The 19,128-nt window shown below is 53.8% G+C and carries 18 protein-coding genes and 1 pseudogene; 10 read left to right on the forward strand and 9 right to left on the reverse strand.

Translation table 11 applies throughout. The features are described from left to right. Window positions 1–83 precede the first annotated feature (83 nt). Window positions 84–353, forward strand: coding sequence for a DUF6273 domain-containing protein (locus tag H8B15_RS21435; protein ID WP_425489813.1), 270 nt, complete (start codon window positions 84–86; stop codon window positions 351–353). Between the two features lie 103 nt (window positions 354–456). Here H8B15_RS21435 and H8B15_RS20750 read toward each other — a convergent pair whose 3' ends face one another. Next, window positions 457–912 (reverse strand): hypothetical protein, encoded by a 456-nt coding sequence (locus H8B15_RS20750; RefSeq protein WP_187321562.1) that lies wholly within the window; start codon window positions 910–912, stop codon window positions 457–459. 485 nt (window positions 913–1,397) lie between these two features. Here H8B15_RS20750 and H8B15_RS21210 point away from each other — a divergent pair, with 485 nt between their 5' ends. The 3 genes from H8B15_RS21210 to H8B15_RS20760 all read left to right on the forward strand — a co-directional run bounded on the left by H8B15_RS21210 (window position 1,398) and on the right by H8B15_RS20760 (window position 5,150). Beyond that, window positions 1,398–1,529 (forward strand): hypothetical protein, encoded by a 132-nt coding sequence (locus tag H8B15_RS21210; RefSeq protein ID WP_281383975.1) that lies wholly within the window; start codon window positions 1,398–1,400, stop codon window positions 1,527–1,529. A gap of 197 nt (window positions 1,530–1,726) precedes the next feature. Next, on the forward strand, window positions 1,727–2,116 hold the full coding sequence (locus H8B15_RS20755; RefSeq protein ID WP_187321563.1) for a type IIL restriction-modification enzyme MmeI: 390 nt from the start codon (window positions 1,727–1,729) through the stop codon (window positions 2,114–2,116). A gap of 67 nt (window positions 2,117–2,183) precedes the next feature. Next, window positions 2,184–5,150, forward strand: coding sequence for a class I SAM-dependent DNA methyltransferase (locus H8B15_RS20760; protein WP_187321564.1), 2,967 nt, complete (start codon window positions 2,184–2,186; stop codon window positions 5,148–5,150). Window positions 5,151–5,432: 282 nt separating this feature from the next. Here the strand turns inward: H8B15_RS20760 and H8B15_RS20765 are convergent, their stop codons facing one another. Together H8B15_RS20765 and H8B15_RS20770 are read right to left on the reverse strand one after the other, a co-directional pair. Beyond that, window positions 5,433–5,741, reverse strand: a complete 309-nt coding sequence (locus H8B15_RS20765; protein WP_216859227.1) for an EthD domain-containing protein — start codon at window positions 5,739–5,741, stop codon at window positions 5,433–5,435. Window positions 5,742–5,965: 224 nt separating this feature from the next. After that, complete coding sequence (locus H8B15_RS20770; RefSeq protein ID WP_187321566.1) at window positions 5,966–6,877, reverse strand: helix-turn-helix domain-containing protein; 912 nt, start codon at window positions 6,875–6,877, stop codon at window positions 5,966–5,968. 654 nt (window positions 6,878–7,531) lie between these two features. Here H8B15_RS20770 and H8B15_RS21330 point away from each other — a divergent pair. The 4 genes and pseudogenes from H8B15_RS21330 to H8B15_RS20790 all read left to right on the forward strand — a co-directional run bounded on the left by H8B15_RS21330 (window position 7,532) and on the right by H8B15_RS20790 (window position 11,130). Then, window positions 7,532–9,019 carry a histidine kinase gene (locus H8B15_RS21330; RefSeq protein ID WP_187321567.1) on the forward strand — a complete coding sequence of 496 codons (1,488 nt, stop codon included), beginning with the start codon at window positions 7,532–7,534 and terminating at the stop codon, window positions 9,017–9,019. A gap of 40 nt (window positions 9,020–9,059) precedes the next feature. Next, a complete protein-coding gene (locus H8B15_RS20780) occupies window positions 9,060–9,752 on the forward strand; it encodes a LytR/AlgR family response regulator transcription factor (RefSeq protein WP_216859228.1) in 693 nt (230 codons plus the stop codon). 135 nt (window positions 9,753–9,887) lie between these two features. Further along, window positions 9,888–10,064, forward strand: a pseudogene (locus H8B15_RS21440) (tetratricopeptide repeat protein); the annotation flags it as partial. 319 nt (window positions 10,065–10,383) lie between these two features. Then, the gene (locus H8B15_RS20790; protein ID WP_187321568.1) at window positions 10,384–11,130 is read left to right on the forward strand and encodes a bestrophin-like domain; all 747 of its coding nucleotides are present in this window, start codon (window positions 10,384–10,386) and stop codon (window positions 11,128–11,130) included. A 22-nt stretch (window positions 11,131–11,152) separates the two neighbouring features. On the opposite strand, the gene mobV is transcribed toward H8B15_RS20790, so the two are convergent. The 5 genes from mobV to H8B15_RS20815 all read right to left on the reverse strand — a co-directional run bounded on the left by mobV (window position 11,153) and on the right by H8B15_RS20815 (window position 15,041). After that, window positions 11,153–12,799 (reverse strand): MobV family relaxase, encoded by a 1,647-nt coding sequence (gene mobV, locus H8B15_RS20795; RefSeq protein ID WP_187321569.1) that lies wholly within the window; start codon window positions 12,797–12,799, stop codon window positions 11,153–11,155. A 195-nt stretch (window positions 12,800–12,994) separates the two neighbouring features. Further along, window positions 12,995–13,219: a hypothetical protein gene (locus tag H8B15_RS20800; RefSeq protein WP_187321570.1), complete on the reverse strand. Its 225-nt coding sequence runs from the start codon at window positions 13,217–13,219 to the stop codon at window positions 12,995–12,997. Window positions 13,220–13,344: 125 nt separating this feature from the next. After that, a complete protein-coding gene (locus H8B15_RS20805) occupies window positions 13,345–13,737 on the reverse strand; it encodes a hypothetical protein (RefSeq protein WP_187321571.1) in 393 nt (130 codons plus the stop codon). A gap of 124 nt (window positions 13,738–13,861) precedes the next feature. Continuing rightward, window positions 13,862–14,290, reverse strand: a complete 429-nt coding sequence (locus tag H8B15_RS20810) for a hypothetical protein (protein WP_187321572.1) — start codon at window positions 14,288–14,290, stop codon at window positions 13,862–13,864. Between the two features lie 7 nt (window positions 14,291–14,297). Further along, window positions 14,298–15,041 (reverse strand): ParA family protein, encoded by a 744-nt coding sequence (locus H8B15_RS20815; RefSeq protein ID WP_187321573.1) that lies wholly within the window; start codon window positions 15,039–15,041, stop codon window positions 14,298–14,300. Between the two features lie 566 nt (window positions 15,042–15,607). Here H8B15_RS20815 and H8B15_RS20820 point away from each other — a divergent pair. Beyond that, window positions 15,608–16,540 (forward strand): replication initiation protein, encoded by a 933-nt coding sequence (locus H8B15_RS20820; protein ID WP_187321574.1) that lies wholly within the window; start codon window positions 15,608–15,610, stop codon window positions 16,538–16,540. A 425-nt stretch (window positions 16,541–16,965) separates the two neighbouring features. Further along, window positions 16,966–17,409, forward strand: coding sequence for a PIN domain-containing protein (locus H8B15_RS20825; protein ID WP_187321575.1), 444 nt, complete (start codon window positions 16,966–16,968; stop codon window positions 17,407–17,409). 137 nt (window positions 17,410–17,546) lie between these two features. Here H8B15_RS20825 and H8B15_RS20830 read toward each other — a convergent pair whose 3' ends face one another. Beyond that, window positions 17,547–18,662 carry a DUF5694 domain-containing protein gene (locus H8B15_RS20830; RefSeq protein ID WP_187321576.1) on the reverse strand — a complete coding sequence of 372 codons (1,116 nt, stop codon included), beginning with the start codon at window positions 18,660–18,662 and terminating at the stop codon, window positions 17,547–17,549. Window positions 18,663–19,128: the final 466 nt, after the last annotated feature.

The following is a 19,128-nucleotide window of genomic DNA, read 5'->3' on the forward strand; positions in this document are numbered from 1 at the left end:
TAGCAGGCTGAGGGCTGTCTTTCATGACGAAGGAAAGATAACACCCTATTCTGTCCAGATTTATCCGACCACCTCAGAAAGAGGTGTGCCGGTATTTCGGCGACTGCGAAGCTAGCCTACAAACCAAGGGTCGTCAAACCTGGTGCATTGACGACGAACACAACACCAACCGACAAGCAACCTATGGGGCTAATTTCCACTGGTGGCGGCTTCGGTCGCCTGGCTATTACGGACGTACGGCGGCGAGCGTCAATGCCGCCGGCCAGGTCTACGTTCGGGGCAATGGCGTTTCCGGCCGACCCAGAGACGGAGGCGGGATGCGCCCCGCTTTGTGGCTTAAGCTGGAAAATTAAATTTTTTACTGTTCGGCTCGAGCCTGAAAAGTGTTGCTTAAACAGGTGATTCAACGTAGTAACCCCTCTTCTGTAAGGGGCTTGCTGCTACCTATTCTATTCACTACAGCCAAGCAAGTAGCTGTACCCATCGACTGGGTTGCTTCTCCCCGGTTACATACCCAAGGTTGTTGAGTTGAACCTGGTGGTCCACTAAGTGACGTTGGTACTGCTGTAGCGCTTGGTGCTTCAGCAGCTGGAGCTCATACTCAAACGAACTAATATCGTGTCGGCGTAGCGAGCCATTCTTGATGAGCCCGCCTACGAAATCCAGGAAACGCAGGGTCTTGTCTGCCGCCTGTTCCAGCTTTTTACGGGGATTGATTTCTGCTAAGTCCTGCTCTTTATCCAGCGCGTACAGCAACGAGCGTATTTCCGGGTCGTTGTAGAGCTTGTCGTACAGGGTAACTACAAAAGTTTGTCGTTTCTCTCGATTGGATTGCCAGAACAAATACAGCGCAAACATACCTCCCACAAGCGTGCATAGCAACTGCACGAAACCGATGGCTTTCTCTTCCATAGCAGGGTAACTAGCTACTTATAACGCTCCGCTAGATAAGAATAAAAGCGGCAATTGCCTGCATTTGAGTTGACCGTGCTACGTAGCGCAACCTTCAGGTTTTAATTCGAATGGTATACTTGGTCGCGCGCAGGAGTTAACTGAATAGTCTTCTCAGCGATAAACCGCTACGAAGGCGCAAATGCGGTTCATGTGCTGTGACAACTAAGCCCACAGATGAGTTGATATAACGAGTAGAAAAATATTTTTTCCTCACAATACTTGCCTCTCAATGAGTCGGCTGATCGAGTCCTATCTGCTCCCCCAAACAAGTGGTATATCGTGGAAAACCACCAAAAAAACATTACTATCTTTGAAGCACTAACGCGTGGTGGTTATCCCACCTCACCAACATACGGGTAGCTCTGAAAAAGCGAAAACCCCGGCTGTTGGAGCAGTCCGGGGTTTTAAGAAGTAGGTGGGCAAACACCTTAACTTCTACTCGAATGAAGAAAAAGCGTGTTAAAGCGAAAGAGCCGGAGCAATTCGGGCTTGCTCGCGTACTGCTTGAACTGGGCAAAACAGTTCTAAGTGGTATCGTTCGCGCCGTGGTATCCGATTGGTTACAGCGGCATTAAGTGCAGTAGCGAAGGTTTGCGTCTCAGCGAGCCTTCGCTATTTGTGTATCTAACCGTCTGTTAGACATTGCAAACATATACATCCCAAACGCAAAAACCAAGAATGAGGTTCGGCATCTATATTGTGTAAATACAGCAAATACTCCAAAACGGCCTAGCCCCTTTATATAAAAAGTGCAAACTCCTCTACTCTCCCTATGACTTACCCCGAATTTGAAACCCGTTGGAAAACGTCCGGCGGCGCGGAGTTGTCCAACTACGGCCTGTTCATCCAAGACCTCTGTGATTTACTAGGCGTACCGCGCCCCGACCCCAAGACCGACAACCCCGCCCACGACGCGTACGTGCTCGAACGAGCCGTACAGTTCAATGATGGCGGCAAGAAAAGCACCGGTAGAATCGACCTTTACAAACGCGGTTGTTTTATCCTAGAAACAAAACAGGGGGTCAACGGCTTTGTTGAAGTTTTAACTACTCTAAAAAAACGCGCGGCGCGTGATTTACCTCAGGACCTCAGGACCTCAGGACCTCAGGACCTCAGGACCTCAGGACCTCAGGACCTCAGGACCTCAGGACCTCAGGCGTGAACTGGGTCTAGCCCCTGAGAAGCGTCGCACCGGCCATGCTACCCGCGGCACGGCCAAGTGGGAACAGATGATGCAGGCGGCCCGCCAACAAGCCCTGAGCTACGCCCGTGCCCTACCAACCGAAGAGCCCCAACCCCTCTTCATTCTAGTGGCCGACGTGGGCTACTGTATTGACGTCTATAGCAACTTTGCCAGCGTCAGCGAAGCGTTCGTCCCCTTCCCTGACCAGACCCGCTACCGCCTCTATTTGAAAGACCTGGCGGAGGAAAGCACCCGGCAAACGCTTCGTCAAATCTTCCTAGAGCCCCAACAACTCGATCCTTCCCGGCGGGCTGCCCGCGTCACCCGCGAGCTCGCTGGTTACCTTGCAGGGCTTTCTTCCCAATTAGAACGAGCCGGCCACGCCGCCGATACAGTTGCGCACTTTCTGATGCGCTGCCTGTTCACCATGTTTGCCGAGGACGTCAACTTGATTCCAAAGGCCTCTTTTACGGGTCTGCTGCAACAATACAGTGCGCCCGAACTGCGCGACTTGCTACCTGATGCGCTACAAAGCCTGTGGCACACGATGGACAAGGGAGGGTTCTCCCCTGATCTAAAAGCTAGGCTACGTCATTTCAACGGGAAGCTCTTCCACGATGCAATTGCCTTACCGTTGACTGCGGATCAGATGGAGTTGCTGCTGCGAGCTGCTAAAGCTGATTGGACGGAGGTAGAGCCCACGATCTTCGGTACCTTGCTGGAGCGGGCATTAGACCCGAAAGAACGACATCGGTTGGGTGCGCACTATACGCCGCGGCGCTACGTGGAACGTTTAGTAATGCCGACCATCATTGAGCCGCTCCGACGAGAGTGGGCGGCTGCACAAGCTGCTGGTGCGCTGTGGTTGGAGAAGGGTAAGGCGAAAGAAGCCCGAAATGAACTGACACGCTTTCTGCGGCGCTTAACATCCGTACGAATCCTTGATCCCGCTTGTGGGTCGGGGAATTTTCTTTACGTGACGCTTGAGCATCTCAAGCGTTTGGAAGGAGAAGTACTAACCGCCATCAACAGCTATGGCCATACAGGCCTACTTGACTTAGGTGATGGTACCACAGTGAGCCCACATCAATTATTGGGGCTGGAGTTGAACCCGCGCGCCGCGGCTATTGCGGATGTAGTATTAAGGATTGGGTACTTGCAATGGCACCTACGCACACACGGCTTAAGTGAATTACATGAGCCATTGCTAGATGAGTATCAGAATATTCGCCAACAAGATGCTGTACTTACCTATGAAGAAGGATTCTCTAACTCGAAACCCACGGAATGGCCGAAAGCTGACTTCATCATCGGAAATCCGCCCTTTGTAGGGGACAAAGCTATGCGCGGTGCGTTGGGTGACGCCTACGTAGATGCGCTACGCAATACTTACAAAGGTATTGTGCCTGAATCGGCCGATTTGGTAATGTATTGGTGGGAGAAGGCTGCTGAAATTGTACGTCAAAGTAAAGCTGAAGCTTTTGGTTTCATTACTACAAACTCAATTACTCAAACTTTCAACCGTCGATTAATACAGAGGCATTTGGACGCTACACCACCACTTTACTTAACCTATACTATAGCAGACCACCCATGGGTAGATAGTGCGCAAGGAGCTGCTGTACGCATAGCAATGAGTGTAAGCCGTACAGATTCACCTGTAGGAAAATCAGTAAAACTAGTAAGTGAAATCGCTAATACAGAAGATGATGCACATACTGTAGAATTCAAAGAAATAGAAGGTGTTATAAATGCTGATTTTACAGTAGGTGCAGATGTGAACACCACAAAAGTACTGGTAGCCAACACCCGTCTCAGTTCACAAGGGATGACATTAGTGGGCGGAGGATTTGTCATCACAAAAGATGAAGCAATAGCATTAGGCCTAGGTCAGATTGACGGTCTTGATAAACACCTTAGACCATATATAAATGGGCGTGACCTAGCGCAAAAACCTCGCGGAGCATGGGTTATTGATTTATTCGGCTTAGAGCCAAGCGAAATTATTAGCAAGTTCCCTAGAGTTTATCAACACGTTTTCGAAAAAGTAAAGCCAGAAAGAGAACGCAACAATCGAGCAACCTACCGAGCTAAATGGTGGATATTTGCAGAAGCACGCTCTCAAATGAGACAATCATTAGAAGGATTGTCTAGATATATTGCTACGCCACGTACAGCCCGTCATAGGATATTTTCTTTTATTGATTCAGAATATATTGCTGATGCCAAACTTATTGCCATTGGCTTAGAAGATGCTTACTATTTAGGAGTCTTATCCTCAACTATTCATAATATTTGGGCCTCAGCTACAGGTGGTTGGTTAGGAGTAGGCAATGATTCTACCTACAATCATAGTGAGTGTTTTTCCAAGTTTCCCTTCCCAGCAGCTACACCCGAGCAACAAGCCCGCATCCGAGAACTAGCCGAACAACTCGATGCCCACCGCAAGCGCCAACAAGCGCAGTACCCTGTACTTACACTCACTAATCTCTACAACGTCGTCGAAAAGCTGCGTACCGGTCAGCCCCTCACGGCCAAAGACCAAATAGCCCACCAACTGGGCCTCGCTTCCGTTGTACTCAGCCTCCATCAACAACTTGATGCCGCTGTCGCTGAAGCCTACGGCTGGCCCGTGGATCTACCCGACGCCGAGATCCTCACTCGCCTCGTACAGCTCAACCACGAACGCGCCCGCGAAGAGCAAGCCGGTCTTGTGCGCTACCTGCGACCCAGCTACCAAGCGCCCGAGCAGCAAGCAACGCTCTCCTTACCCAAGCAGATCACGCCTGCTACAGCGGCCACTGGTATTGCGGGCCCACAGCTGTGGCCGACGGAGCTTGCCCAGCAGATGCAAGCATTACGCGATGCCATCCAACAAGCAGGGCAGCCTCTTACTCTAGAGCAGGTGGCAGCTCGTTTCAAGCGCACGAAGCCCGAAAAGGTACGGCCTTTACTCGATACCCTAGCTGCCCTGTCTTTGCTACGCCTAACGGATAATGGCTACGCCTCCTGAACAAAGAAGCCCCTCAGTTGAGGGGCTTCTTTGTTTATAAGAAAATAGCATTACTGTCTACTTCCTACCAGTGCATTTACTGTTAGCTTCAGCCTAGCGGAGGTACGCAGATTATCATTTTGCACCGCGAAGTACAGTCGCTTCGTACCTGCTGGGAGAAGAAGCTCACGCATTGGCCTTGGGTAAAAGGCTAGTAAAGCGGCTGTTTGCTAGCGTAGGCACTCTACAGTTAACAGCCTTTCTCTTCCCGCAACCGTCCTCAACTCTTCCCTTAAGGCCTCTTTACGCTGGTGGTCCCTCCATCACCACCTGTTCTTCCGAAATGAGTATTCCTCCTTGCGCGAGGTCGAGGAAGTTTGCATGGTCCGGATCTACTTTAGTCTGAAAGTTTTCGGAAAAGAACAGCGCATTTAAGTCCTGCAGGCTATCAAACCACACTTCCACCACTGCATCGTAGCTTGGCTCGCCAAACCCCGCGGCAGGAACGGGATACGAGACGACAAAGCGCCGCATGTACCGGGCTTCGGGCAGGGCCAACAGCAGCGGCTCATGCACGTTCTGACGATAAGCTTTAAACTCCTGCTGGCTCATGCCGGCACGGCGCTTGAGGGTAAGGCATCTCGACCATGGCAATAGTGGGGTTCCGCTCAAAGCGGCTGTTCGTGAATGAATAGGGGTAGGCCGCCGCATCAGGGCATAACACGCAGTCCTTCTTCTAAAAAACCTGCTGCCACCATACGGCCGGTTGAACGACGACAAAGGTCGGTCGATAGTCTACCCGCTGTTTACCAAATTCACCCAGATACTTACCCAATTCAAAGACGTCGAAACGCCGAGGGTGCCAGGCCGGTGTGCTTTTTAAAGAAGTAGTTGAAATGCGCCGGCTCGTCAAACCCGATGCTGTAGCCCACCTCGGCAATGGGCCAGTCCGTGTGCCGGAGCAGAGCTTGGGCTTCGCTACTCAAGCGGCTAGCAATGTGGTCGGTGGTCGTTTTGCCGGTCGTAGCCCGCACGCAGTGGTTGAGGTAGTTGGGGTGCACGGCGAGTTGCTGGGCAAACGCGCTTGCCGAGCGCAAGGCAACCCGCTGGGTGGGAGACTCCAGAGGGAACTGCCGTTCGAGCAGCTCCAAAAACACGGCCGTTAAGCGCGCTTTGGCACTGGCCGGCTGGTAGCTGGCATCGGCCGGCCGCAGTTTGAGCGTGTAGTGCAGCAACTCCGCGGCATAGGTACGCAGCAGATCGTACTTGAGCGGATAGTCGGAGGCCAGTTCGGTCAGCATTTTCTCGAACAAGGCACTTACTTCTTCCGTCTGGGCAGCCGTGAGGGGATAGACGGGAATGTTTCCGGGCTGCAAAAAAGGATGTTCGGTGAGCGTTACGCCCATTCTCCCGCGCTGCTGAAAGAAGTCTTGGCGAAGAACGCAGAAAAAGCCGGTTATTTCCGCGGAGAGCAGTTGGCGGGTATAGGGCAATTTTGGATTAAAAAACAGCAAGGCGGGGCCAAGTGCCTCCCTGCGTTGGTCGGCGTACTCATACACACTGTGCCCGCGGCGGAGCAGCGCGATTTTATAAAAATCGCGCCGGCTGAATTGTACGGGCTCAGCATCGTGGAGTAGGGACTCTTCCAAGCGAAAGACATTGACCTGCCCCAGGTCGGTTGGCCGGGTATCCGGAGTAGTTTGGAAGTGGCGCTGATAAAATTCGGAGAGTCCTTCGGGCTTTGCCATGCGATAAACTTACCCAATTCACCTTTGCTTAGGGCGTAGCGGCTGAGTACCTGATACGCCGAAAGGGAGTAACGTCGTGGTAGCTGCCCATCCTACAATAAGCCAACCTTGCCCCACCACCGCGCAGTGGGGCGTATGCACTAGGCAGCGCTTGGTGACCGACGAGCAACAGCTTGTGTAGTATTTGTACTAACAGCCCTACCATGCGCCGCGTACACCACGAGCACCGCCTCATCCACCAGTACCCTAGGCCTTAGGTAAAAAATTGAGTTACCTGTTACATGGTCGGCCTTACCCACTCCGCCGGGCGCAGCACGCTTCGGTCGAACTATCAGCTTCCCGTGCGCCCCTCCTCGAAGAAGCCGAACTCCCCTTGCCGCTTGCTGTGCTGCCACTGTAGGGGCGACCTTTAGAAGGCTGCGGCCAGCGCCTGCTTCTTTTCTCACGCCGCGCACAAGCCATGCGTTGGAGTGACTTCACCACGAAGTCATTATTCATCCCCGCTGCATAGCCTTTCGTCACATTTGCCAGCACGGGCCGGATGCGCGTCGTACTCTTGGCTAAAAAAGAACAATGGGTACGAAATGGAGAGACCATGAACGGCTACTAGTCACCCTGCTGACGGGAATCACCTGTGCCGGCTACGGCTGGTACGTGCATACGCCGGAAACCAGCCGCTTGGCGGCGGCCTTTAGCGAGCATCGACAACCGTTCAACCAATACTTGAATCTGCTGGCCCCCCAGCTAGCCGTGGTGCTGGCCTTGTACGTGGGCTACCGATGGGCGAACTATAGTTTCCTGACGATACGGGCACGCTGGCCGTCGCAGGCGCTGACCGTGACGGCGCTTCTCTCGCTCGTCTGGATCCTTCTCCAACTGGTCCTGGCAGCCTTTTTTGTGGCATTGGTGGCCAACGTAGCCACGTATTATGCGCATCCGCATTACATTAGTTATGGTCTGAGCTTCCGCCTGCTAAGCCTGTTTGGCTACCATGAGCAGCCTGTACTTAAGGTCTTTACCGGTCTGGACCGAGCACTGGGACTGTTACTAGGCTTTGGGGTGTATGTAGGCCTACGGGAAGCGGTCCTCTACTGGGTGGAACAACCCGGTCCACGCCGCACCTACCGGGTAGTAGTGACTAATCAAATGACCGCGCTGGTCACGGTGTATGTGTGTTTGGGTCGCTTACTGGGAGCTTTTAACTTGGTTAGTGAGGAGTCCTTACTGGTGTACCTCTTCATCATTCCCCCCATGGCCGGGCTATACCTGAGCACCACGTACTGGCTGCTGCCCAGAGCAACGCCACCCATCCTACGGACGGCGCCAGCCTTTCTGCTACGCCTCTTCGCCCTTTCCTTTCTCTGGACCTTGCCCTTTGCGCTGCTGCTGACTCGATTCGTCTTTCACGAAAATTTTCTCCTGGTCTTACTCGGCGGCTGGATAGGACAAGTAGTAGTTACCCTCCCGATGTCGTGGTTTCTGTACCAGCAGCGGCAGGATACCATTTTGCAGTTACGCGGCGTCGAGCAACGGCTGGTGCACTCGGCGGTGGAGTTACACCGATTGCGGTCCCAAATCAATCCGCACTTCTTGTTCAACGCCTTGAACACGCTGTACGGTACGGCCCTGAAGGAGCGGGCCGGAGCCACCGCCGAAGGGGTACAACGGCTGGGCGACATGATGCGCTTTATGCTGGAAGAAAACACGCAGGACTTTATTGCCCTTGACCGAGAAATTGGCTACCTGGAAAATTACATTGCGTTGCAAAAGCTGCGGACCCCTCCCTCGCCAACGCTACGCATTGAGACGATGATTCAGCCGCCGTCTCGTCCATACCGGATCGCCCCCATGCTGCTGCTGCCGTTCGTGGAGAATGCCTTCAAACACGGTATCAGTCACAAAGAACCCTCGTGGGTGCGTATTCAACTGACGTGTGAGCAGGACTCCCTCCGCTTTGAAGTGCGCAACAGCCGGCACGTGCGGGCGCCAAACGACCTGGAAAAGCCGGGGATGGGCATCGGGCTGCAGAACGTGACCGAACGCCTACGCCTGCTCTACGACGGTCGCTATCACCTCAGTTGCCAAGAAGAGGGAACCGATTTTGTCGTACACTTGGTGTTGCCGCTATCTACCTACGAGTGAGTCCACAGCCTCTTTCGCTTCCACCAGCCTACTTTTTTGCATGATACGTGCCATTGCTCTTGACGACGAACCTGTGGCGCTGGAAGTTATCCAACTGCTGACGGAGAAAGTGAGTGTGTTGGAAGTAACGGCTTACTTCACGGATTGTTTTGCTGCTTCCGAATACGTGCGTCACCACCCGGTTGACCTCGTTTTTCTGGACATCAACATGCCCGATATGTCGGGCCTGGAGTGGCTGCGCTCAATTACCAGTCCCCCGCTGGTCGTGTTCACGACGGCCTACAGCGAACATGCCGTGCAGAGTTATGAGCTGAACGCGGTCGACTATTTGCTCAAGCCCTTCTCCGCCGCCCGTTTCCTACTGGCCTGCCACAAAGCGTACGACCAGTACACGGTACGCCAACAAGGACCGAACCGATTGGGCCCTTCCACGGCCCTGTTCCTGAAAAGCGGCTATGAACAAATTCGCGTGCTACTGCAGGATATTCTGTACGTGGAAAGCCAGGGCAACTACGTGCAATTCATCACCACCAGCCAGAAAGTACTCACGCGCCTGACCATGCAGGAAGTAGCGCAATTGCTACCGGCTCACGCGTTCGTTCGCATTCACCGCTCCTATTTCGTGGCCAAAAACCACATCACTAAACTGGACCGCACCACGGTCTGGCTTCACCACGTGGCCTTACCCATTGGGCCTGGCTTTGCCGAGCAGCTCACGCATATCACGGGCTAGGCCACTACAACCAGATGCGCAGCTGATCAATAGCCTGGGCTACCGACCCTTAGACCAAAACCAGTTTCAAAAAGCGCTGGTATTCTTCAAGCGCAACGTGACTACCTACCCGCGTAGTGCAGTGCGAACGCCTACAACAGCCTGGGGAATACGTATGCGCAGCTGGGCAACAAGCGCCAAGCGATTAGGGCCTACGAACGCGCACTACGCCTAGCTGAAAACGCAGACACGCGCAGGCCCTTCGAGGTAAACACTAGCGTATATAGGAGTCCTAAGACGTATCGTCAGCCAATGCTTTGGAGCTGTGATTGAGCAAGCGGAGCAAAAGACAGTTAGTACAGTAGATACAACAGTAAAGCCCCCCTTTACTTCTCCCTCAACGACCAACCACTCCCGTAAGCGTGGGCTAAAAAACAAAGCACTCAAGCCTACAGATAACTTAGTGAATAACCGGAAAGCCCCTCACATAAGGGGCTTTCTTTGTTTGTGCACAAGGCACGGGCAGTGGAATAACAGATTCTGCCTAATATGAGCGATATTCTCACCTTTACTCCTCTCATTCCCCTTTGATATCGCGTGTGGTATGTGGCAGCATCTCTTTGAAGTCCTGTGGTTTACGCTAGCTTACCCTGTGTCGCTGCTACTGGCCGTCTTTATTGGCTATGTAGTAGCGGAGTACAACTACCGCCGCCGCGGCTTCCAGTGGAAACCTTCCGGCATTGAAAGCGCGCTGATTACCATCTTCGGCCTGCTGCTCTCTTTTACATTGCTCTCGTCCAACAACTCGCTTAAAGAACGCACCACCTTCATTCATCAATCGTCGGATGCCGTGACGGAACTCTACCGGGAAAGCCAACTGCTCCCCCCGGCTGAGCGCGTCGCCATTCGCTCGTTTTTGCTACAGTTTCTGTCGCTGGAACTGCGCGCGCACCGCCCAGACCGGACACAGGTCCCCGAACACTCCCGTCAGCTTGCCGCGTTGTACCGCCAGTCGTGGCAACGGTTCCGGGGCTCCATGGCAGCTACTTCCACCGAGGCAGTGGCTGTACGCCGGCTACTGCCGGCCTTCAACAGTCTGAGTTCGGCTACCTCCCGGCTGCATTATGCCAATCAAGAGCGTACGCCGTATCCGATCATCGTGCTGCTGATCATTTCCTCCTGGGCCATCGGGATGTTGGTTGGGTTTACGAACAACGCGCAGGAGAGTCGCCATTACTTTGTCCCGGTTCTTTTTATCATCATCTCTTCGTTGACGATTCAAGCGATTCGAGATTTGGATAACCCTTCACTCGGCTTTATCCGTCCAAACTATACGAACTTAAGCGACTTGCACCAGCTGCTCCGACAGGAACAAGGGATGGATACAGTATCTCCATGAAGCAACAGCTCACCTGCTTTTCCTACCCAATACCCATCCCCCGTTCAGGGCCGCGCCGGGCGTGCTCCCGGTCCCGTTCCAAGGTCCGCGCCGCTCCCGTACGCGTGGTGTTGTTCGCGTAGCTTTCTTCCAGCTGCGCGCCCGGCGAGCGGCGCACCGTATCCAGCACGCGGCTGATGCCCTCAATGATCTTCCAGTCAAAGAAATAGCTGACCTGCAACTCGACCCGCTGCTCGGACAGCGTTTTACGGCTCCACACGTTGGCCCCGGCCTTTTCCAGTGCCTCTTCGATGCGGTCCGCCTGCCCCGCGTCGCGAGCCTGAATCACGGCGTGCAATGCTGCGGGATTCTGGGCCAGCTTCTCCCGGCGCTGCTGCTCCTGCTCCGCCTGGGTGCGCTCGATGGCTTGCTGAATTTGCGTGAGCAGCTCCTGCCCGTTCGGCCGCAGCGTGGCCAGCGGAAACTCTACGGCCGTGGCTGGGTGGCGTACGCCCAGGGTCTGGTCTGGCTGCTGATAGAGCACATACCCTTCCTGCTGCAGGGCTTTCTCCACCTGGCCTACTTCCGTCACCGGTCCGCGTAGCACCTGCCCGACTACTTGCTCGGCGCGCTGGCGCTGTTGCTTTTGCAGCTGGTTGACTTGTTTCATAAGCCCTGGTGATAACGCTTCCCCGCGGGCCGTGCGCACAACCAGCTGCGTATAGTGTGCGCTTTTCTGCGCCAGCTGCGTCGTCTTCTCCGCCAGCTCTTTTTCTTTCTGCGTCAGCAATGTCTTGGTCTGCTCGTGCTGGGCTTTGCTGGTGGCCAGTTGCTTTTCCAGCACCCGCACCCGATCCTGGGCCAGGGTGTTGGCCGTAGCAATGGTTCCCACCTCCGCCAGCTTGGCATTGGCCTCGGCCAGTTGCTGGGCAGCTTGGTGGTTGAGCCGCTCCAGTTCCCGCTGCAGGTGCACCCCACTGTCGACGTACCACGCCTTTTTGGTTATCTCCAGCGGCGTGTGCGCGACGGGGAGTAGCACATGGTCCAGCTCCCGCTGCGTAGTTTTCTGCGCCCCGTAGTAGCGGCGTACGTCCTCATGGCGGGCCGTGCTGTACATGACCCCTCGCTGCAAGCCGTAGGGCGCCATGGCCTGGGCATAGTCCGTTTGCAGCTGCCGTAAGGCTACCGGATTGAATAGATCGCGGGCTGACAGGCGCACGGCAACCCCGACCTTTTCGCCCTTGTGCACACGCTGCTGCTGGGTGATGGGCACGACCAAGGCGTGCAGGTGCGGGGTGCTTTCGTCCTGGTGCAGCATGCACCCAATGACATTTTCCGACCCGTAGCGCTTCTGCAAAAAGTCCAGATTGTCTTTCACCCAGCTGGAGTCCCGGATGTCCGCCCGCTGCCCCGTCGTGGGGTCTTTCGTAAAGCGCTCCTCGCTAGCGGTCAGCAGCACTTCCACGGCCCGCACCGCATCCTTGCGCAGGCGCGGCAGCTGCAGCTGTGCAATGCGCTCGGTGGCCAGGTCCCAGTAGCTACGCTGGGAGTGATTGACTAGCTCCTGGTTCAGGTGGCGCAAAGCAGGGTCGGCGTTGGGCGTTTCCTGCGTGCGGTAGTTGTGGTGGGCGACGCTTTGCGCCTGCTCCCGACTCGTGATCTTGGTAACGCGGATAATGGCAAAGGCCATAGCATAACAGGCTAGGGATACAAATCAGATGTATACGCCGTATATTCTCCAATGTATAGTGGGTTATACATTGGACGAAATCGACTGCTTTAATCCAACGATCTACGTAGGCCTTCTATTGCTACCCTCTTCCGCAGGAAGTGTATTCTTTTCTAGCCTTTTACAGCTACTACGTATCAGCGCTTACCTCCCTCCCTACCGGAGGCGCAAGCGGTGGCACTGCAGAATCAACAGCTGTTCCAGGGTCAGCTCGCCCTGCACGTAGCGTTGCCACAGGGAGAGGGTCTCCGAGCTTACTTGCGGGAATCCTGCGTCGGCTATACCGACCACCTGCTCGGCTTGCTGGAGGCGGGATAACCAGCTTTGCTGCTCAGATAAAGAAAGCGAAACAGGTGGAACGGGTAAATACGAGGCAGCCATAGTGCAGTAGGAAAGTACAAAATCTACAATGAATTTTGTCCCTACTACGCAATAGGTTCCGGTACGTTTCGCTTCTATATAGGTCTTATTGTCTGCCCCGTTTGCAATTACCGGGCGAGTTGCTTTTAGCCTTCTTCACCCGCGTGGGCTGATGGCTGCGCCAATGCTTGCTGGTAGGCCCAGTCCTCGGGCGAGAGGATGGCTTGTAGAAACGCGTCGTACCCCTGGTCGCCGCGTTTGAGGGCGTGCCGTCGGAGCGGCAGGCTATTCTTGTTCGCCTTGAAGCCGTCGCGTTCCATGGCTACCCGCATCTTTTCCGGTAAGCCTTCCAGCCAGTGGCGAAAGTCGTCTTCCGTCACCTCACCCGCGGCCTGCTGCTGATACCGGTAGCAGGCGTTGCCGAGTCGAAACAAGCGGGCGTGATAGGTTCGTTGGGCTTCCGGTAGCGTCGCTAAAAAGTCTAGTTGCGCTTGGTGGTACGTATCCAGGGGGTGTCGGGGATTCAGTAACTCTTCCATGCTGTAAAAGAACGACAACGGGCGGGGAGTAGCTAGGAGCTAATCAGCACCTAGCCAAAATTTTGTAGCGGTTTTTTTTTTTAATAGAACCCCAGGGAGCGCTCATTGACTATTATGGAGCGCGCTATTTCCCAATCCCACGCCGGATCCGCTGCTTGCGGCTCTCCTCCTGCTGGCGGATATGCGCGGGTCGCTCCGTAATGTCGAAGCCCTCAAAGAGCTTGTCCAGTGCGTCGTGCAGGGCCTGTTTTTGCGTGTATTCGTACTGGCCCTGCATGCGGCGGGTATGCACGTAATCCTTTAGCTTATCCAGGTAGCGTTGCCCCAGTACGAAGGTTTGCCGCACGTCAGCTTCTTCATTTGTAACAGCAGTAACACTGGTAACAGCATCTTCCTTCACTGTGGAAGTATTATCGATGTTACTGGTATTACTTTCCGTAGTTATTGGGGTGGTAGGTTTTCGGTCTTCGTCGAGAAAGTCAAAGATATCTTTCTCCGACGTGCGCTTCGGCGGCTCAACGGCGGCCGGTGCTTTTTTGAATGACTTGGCCATGGTAGGGTTAGCGCGTGAGTATTTCCTGCACGAGGGCCGCGTAGTCGGCGGCCCCGGCACTGGTAGGGGCGTAGCTGAAAATGTCCTGGCCCAGGTGGGGGGCTTCTCCCAACGCGATGGTTTCGCGAATGGTCTGCTCCAGCACTAGGCCCGGGTATTTGTCCCGGATGGTTTCCGCCGTTTCCCGCCGCAGCACCTTACGCCCGTCGAAGCGCGTGAAGAAGATGCCACCCACTGTCAACGTAGGGTTCACGCGGCGCTGCACACGGGCGACCATCTCCATCACCTTGTCCAGGCCATCGGTGGCGTACAGCTGCGCCTCCAACGGAATGTAGAGGGCTGTGGCGCACGCGTAGGCGTTCAGGGTAATCAGCCCCAGGGCCGGCGGGCAATCCAGCAGGATATAGTCGCAGCGCTGCTGAATAGGCTCTAGTAAATCCTTGAGCAGAAACTCCCGGTCCAACTCATCCCCTTTCACCTTTTCAAAGCCCGAGAGTGCCGGCGCACCCGCGACCAGCGCTAGGTTCTCCTGCAACGGATAGGCTTTCAGGCGGTATTCGTGCAGCAGGGCGCCGTACACGTTGTGCTCCGGGTCTGCTAACCCTAACCCGTGCGTTAAGTTTGCCTGCGGGTCTAAATCGACTAGTACGACCCGGTGGCCAGCCCGGGCCAGCCCGGCGCCGATGTTGGCGGTGGAAGTGGTTTTGCCTACTCCCCCTTTCTGATTGGTGAACGCGAGAATCTTACTCATGATGGCAAGTATACGAGAAATTACTACTGTTATCCATGTTACTCGCTAATTGTAAGCATGTGTTATTAGTGTTACTGATGTTATATATAATACATGCCGTTGTTGTGAGTTTACCATACCGTGTCTTCACTTATAAAACGTGGTAGTTTAACTCCACTTATAAAAGGTGGTTTTAAATAGGTATGGTAATAACTATTATATGAATAGTGCAATCACTTAGGACGACAGGGCTTGCGCGCACGGGATTGTTGTTTTTGTTGCTCGTTAGTTGAAAAACCACTTTTTATAAGCTAATCGTTAGAGGGTAATCAACAATTTTGTGAAAACTTGTAATACTTGTCTATTTGCAGGAGGGCATAACACACTGATAGTAAGTAGTTTATAAAGGTAAAAAACCACGTTTTATAAGTTTTATACCACGTTTTATAAGTCAAAAACCACGTTTTATAAGCGAAAAACCACGTTTTATAACTGGAAGTACCACGTTTTATAAGCGAAAAACCACGTCTAAAAATAACAGTGGTTTTTATACCATCACTTCTTTACCTTGCGCCAAATACTATGCTATGCCACAGGATACTACGACGGCAACCGCGCTGGCTATTCGCCAGCACAACGCCATTACCACGGCTCGGTATGATTACTCAGCGTGTCAACTGGATATCCTTTTCTATGTGCTTTCCAAACTCAAGAAGGACGACGGCCCCGACACGCAGTACTGCATCTACGTGCGGGATATTGAGGAGCTGACCGGCCGGCGCTGGAATTATCAGCAACTGCGGGAAGCGACGGCTGATATGGGCTCGCGCATGTTCGAGGTAGAAAACGCGCAGGTGTATAAGCAGCTCTGGATGTTTCAGAAGGTAGAGTACATCAAAGGCAAAGGCTACTTGGAGATTGAGCTTTCCCGCCATATCCGGCCTTACCTGTACGAGTTGAAGGACAACTTCACGTCCTACCAACTACATTCAGCGCTGAAGCTGACCAGCAAGTATGCCAAGCGGGTATACCAACTAGCCTCGCAGTGGAAGGACGTAGGAGAAACCCGTTCGTACGAGTTGGATGAGTTCAAACTGATGCTCAAGCTGAAAGACCCAACCGGCAAGGAGCCCGAGCAGTTTCAGAATATCAGCCAGTTGAAGGCCCGCGTACTCGATATTGCCGTACGGCAGATCAATGAGCACACGGATTTACAAATCAGCTACCAGCTGCAGAAGCAGGGGAGGGCCTTCACCGGGGTACGGTTCTACGTGCGCAAGCAGCAACCCCAGCAACTGCCGATTCCCTTCGATACGACGAGTGACGATACGCGCACGCAACTCGCCCGGCAACACCTCGATACGCTGGGTATTACGCAAGCTCCCTTAGTGCACCAGATCCTGCAGGAGCCGCGGTTAGTGGAAGAGCTGTTTAAGTTCATGTACAAGCTGAAAACCGATAAGGTGAAAGCTGATCGGAACCCGGGTGGTTTATTCCTAAAGATGCAGGGGCTGCGCTAGCAAAAACCACTTTTTATAAGTGGCTTTTGCTAACATAGTGTTACTAAGTAATATTGGTAACACAGGTAATATAAGATGCTAATCTCGCCGTATATCTTGTTGATTATCTGATCAATAGCGTACAGGGCTATCTACCGCGCTGAAAACGCGTATCTTGCTTTTATCACTACGGCATTTACCTTTCTTACTATTTACTATATGCCTACGCTTGTCTTGAAACCAACAAACGTCCATGATTTTCAACTACTCCTGGGTTTGGCGCACCGGCTGGGTGTAGAGGTCATGCAGGAACCAGCGCCCGATGCAGCGCAATTGGAAGCTCGCTTCTTTGCCTTGGCTGGCAGTTGGCAATCCCAGCAGACGGGGGAAGAGTTAAATGCTCAGCTACAGGCGTCCCGTACCTCTACTCGACCTGATTTGGCCTTATGATTCAGTATGTGCTGGACACAAATATCTGCGTGCACTTCCTAAAGAACGAGCATCAAATTCCCCAGCAGATTGCGGCGGTCGGATTTGCAAACTGCTACCTCTCAGAACTCACCATCGCCGAACTTCTCTTTGGGGTAGCGAATAGCGCTCCCGCTTGGCAAGCTGCGAACCGGCAGGCCGTTGAGGAGTTACGTCTGACCTTTGCCGAGCGCATCCTGCTCATTGGCCCCGGTTTAGAGTACTATGCGCAGCAAAAAGTTGAGCTCCGGAAGAAAGGCCGCCCAGTAGATGATATGGATTTGCTCATCGGGGTGACAGCCATGGCACACGGGTTTACCCTAGTGACACGCAACACCCGGCATTTTGCTGACATCGACGGCCTATCATTACAAAACTGGGTGGACCAACCTATTGCTCCACTGCTGCGGTTGAGTGAATGAGTAATCGAAAGCAGCTTTCATCTCTCACTACAGTATCGGACTATAACGCTTGCCGAGGTTCGTTTAATTACTGTTATAGCCAGTTTCGTGCTGCAAATGGTCGTTTGCAGCGCGTAATCTACTATTACCGGACACAACTATTCGGGGCAATCAGTGGCCTTCGCCTCTAACAGGGCTGGCACCGATACGATCTCAATATCCGTGAACGTACGTAGGTAGGCTTCAATAAAAGGCTTGTGAGCGGCACCTACAATGAGCAGTGCCTTTCCCCCAGCCATCGAGGCCGTAGCTTCTCGAATGGTCACGGCCATGCGCAAGTTCTGCGCTTCCCAAGCCGCCACCCGTTGTCGTCCCACCCGGCCCAGTTTCTCGCTTCGAAGCATCGACAGCCACTGCGCCTCCGCATCTAACGCGGCAAAGCGTGGCGAATTTTTCCACTTCATCACCGGCATGACTTCGGCGGCGGTGGCCATCTTCATCGCTTCCTCCGGCACTGCGTGAAAAGCGGGCGTGTTATGGTTAAATAAATCTACTTGGTTGGGTTCAGTGGCGACCGCCGCCTTAAAGGCAGCGAAATCTGGCTGGGCTACGTCGCTGAGATGGTCCCCAGCCCCGTACACCCGTTCCAACCCGAGATCTGCTGCCAGCCGAGCGGCTATCGAGGACATTTCGTTGCGCAGAGTAGCCCACAGGTTGACCTGTTTGGCTAGTGAAGGGGAAATGCCATCGGCCCCGATGCGCTCGGCCGCAGGTAAACGCAGCCATTGCACAGCTGCCGACAACGGTTCGGCTGCCGCGACGAACAAGCCCGCCAAGCGCCGCCGTTCTGCAGCGGTCAAGGCGTCTTTTGTGCATAGTGTATTGGCCTGCACCAGGGCTTGGGCCGCCGTCAGCTGAAGGTCGGCTTGCGCTGCTTTCGCCATCTGCAAGGTCGGGCCCGCATATTTGCCCGCATCGCCATGATAGGCCGCGTACGCTTCCAAGGCCATAACTTGTTCCCCAGACAGGGCCTCCGTCAGAATCAGGTCCGGCTTATAGGTACGGAGGCGACACAGGACCGGTTCGAGCCACGCCACTTGAAACGTGGCCGGTGCGGAGTCGAGATGGCCCAGACCAAAAATCATCACTTTGGTAGGTGCAATGGCTAGTGTGTGCTTGGCCACTGCTGGGTCGAAGGCTTGTTGTTGACTGCTGGTGAGTAGCGGCGGCGAAGTAGACCCCTGTGGGGTGGTTTTACAGGCCGACAGTGCCAACAGAAGGCCAACCAGGAGCCCCCTTACAGGAGCCTGACTACTGAATGAGCGCCAACCTAAATTGATTATTTTTAGCGGGCGTACCTGACAGATAGATTGCGCTTTCTCTGTGCAGATAGCTAGGGGGGAGGGCATTCTATAAAAAAGAGACATTAACACAAAGCTTAGTACTAACTCAGGAAGTTTGCAAGGCTTCTTCCGCTGTGGTAGTAAGAAAATTAAGGATACAAATTACAGCAAAACACTGAGCCAATCGTTAAGCCTCGAAGAGGCCATCCGGAAGGGCTACCTCAAAAAAACAGGGGTGATTAGCGGCAAAGTACCGTGCCGGGTGCAGCGGCCGGAAAGGTCGAAACTACCACTTTTCCAAGAGTGCGCGTATAACTCGCGTGGCTGTTGCAAAAAGCAATTGATTGCAAGTTAGTAAGTTGACAGCCTATGCTAGGCTTTCATCCCGTCGCGACAT

It is taken from the genome of Hymenobacter citatus, from assembly GCF_014333615.1.
In the GTDB taxonomy this organism is placed as follows: domain Bacteria; phylum Bacteroidota; class Bacteroidia; order Cytophagales; family Hymenobacteraceae; genus Hymenobacter; species Hymenobacter citatus.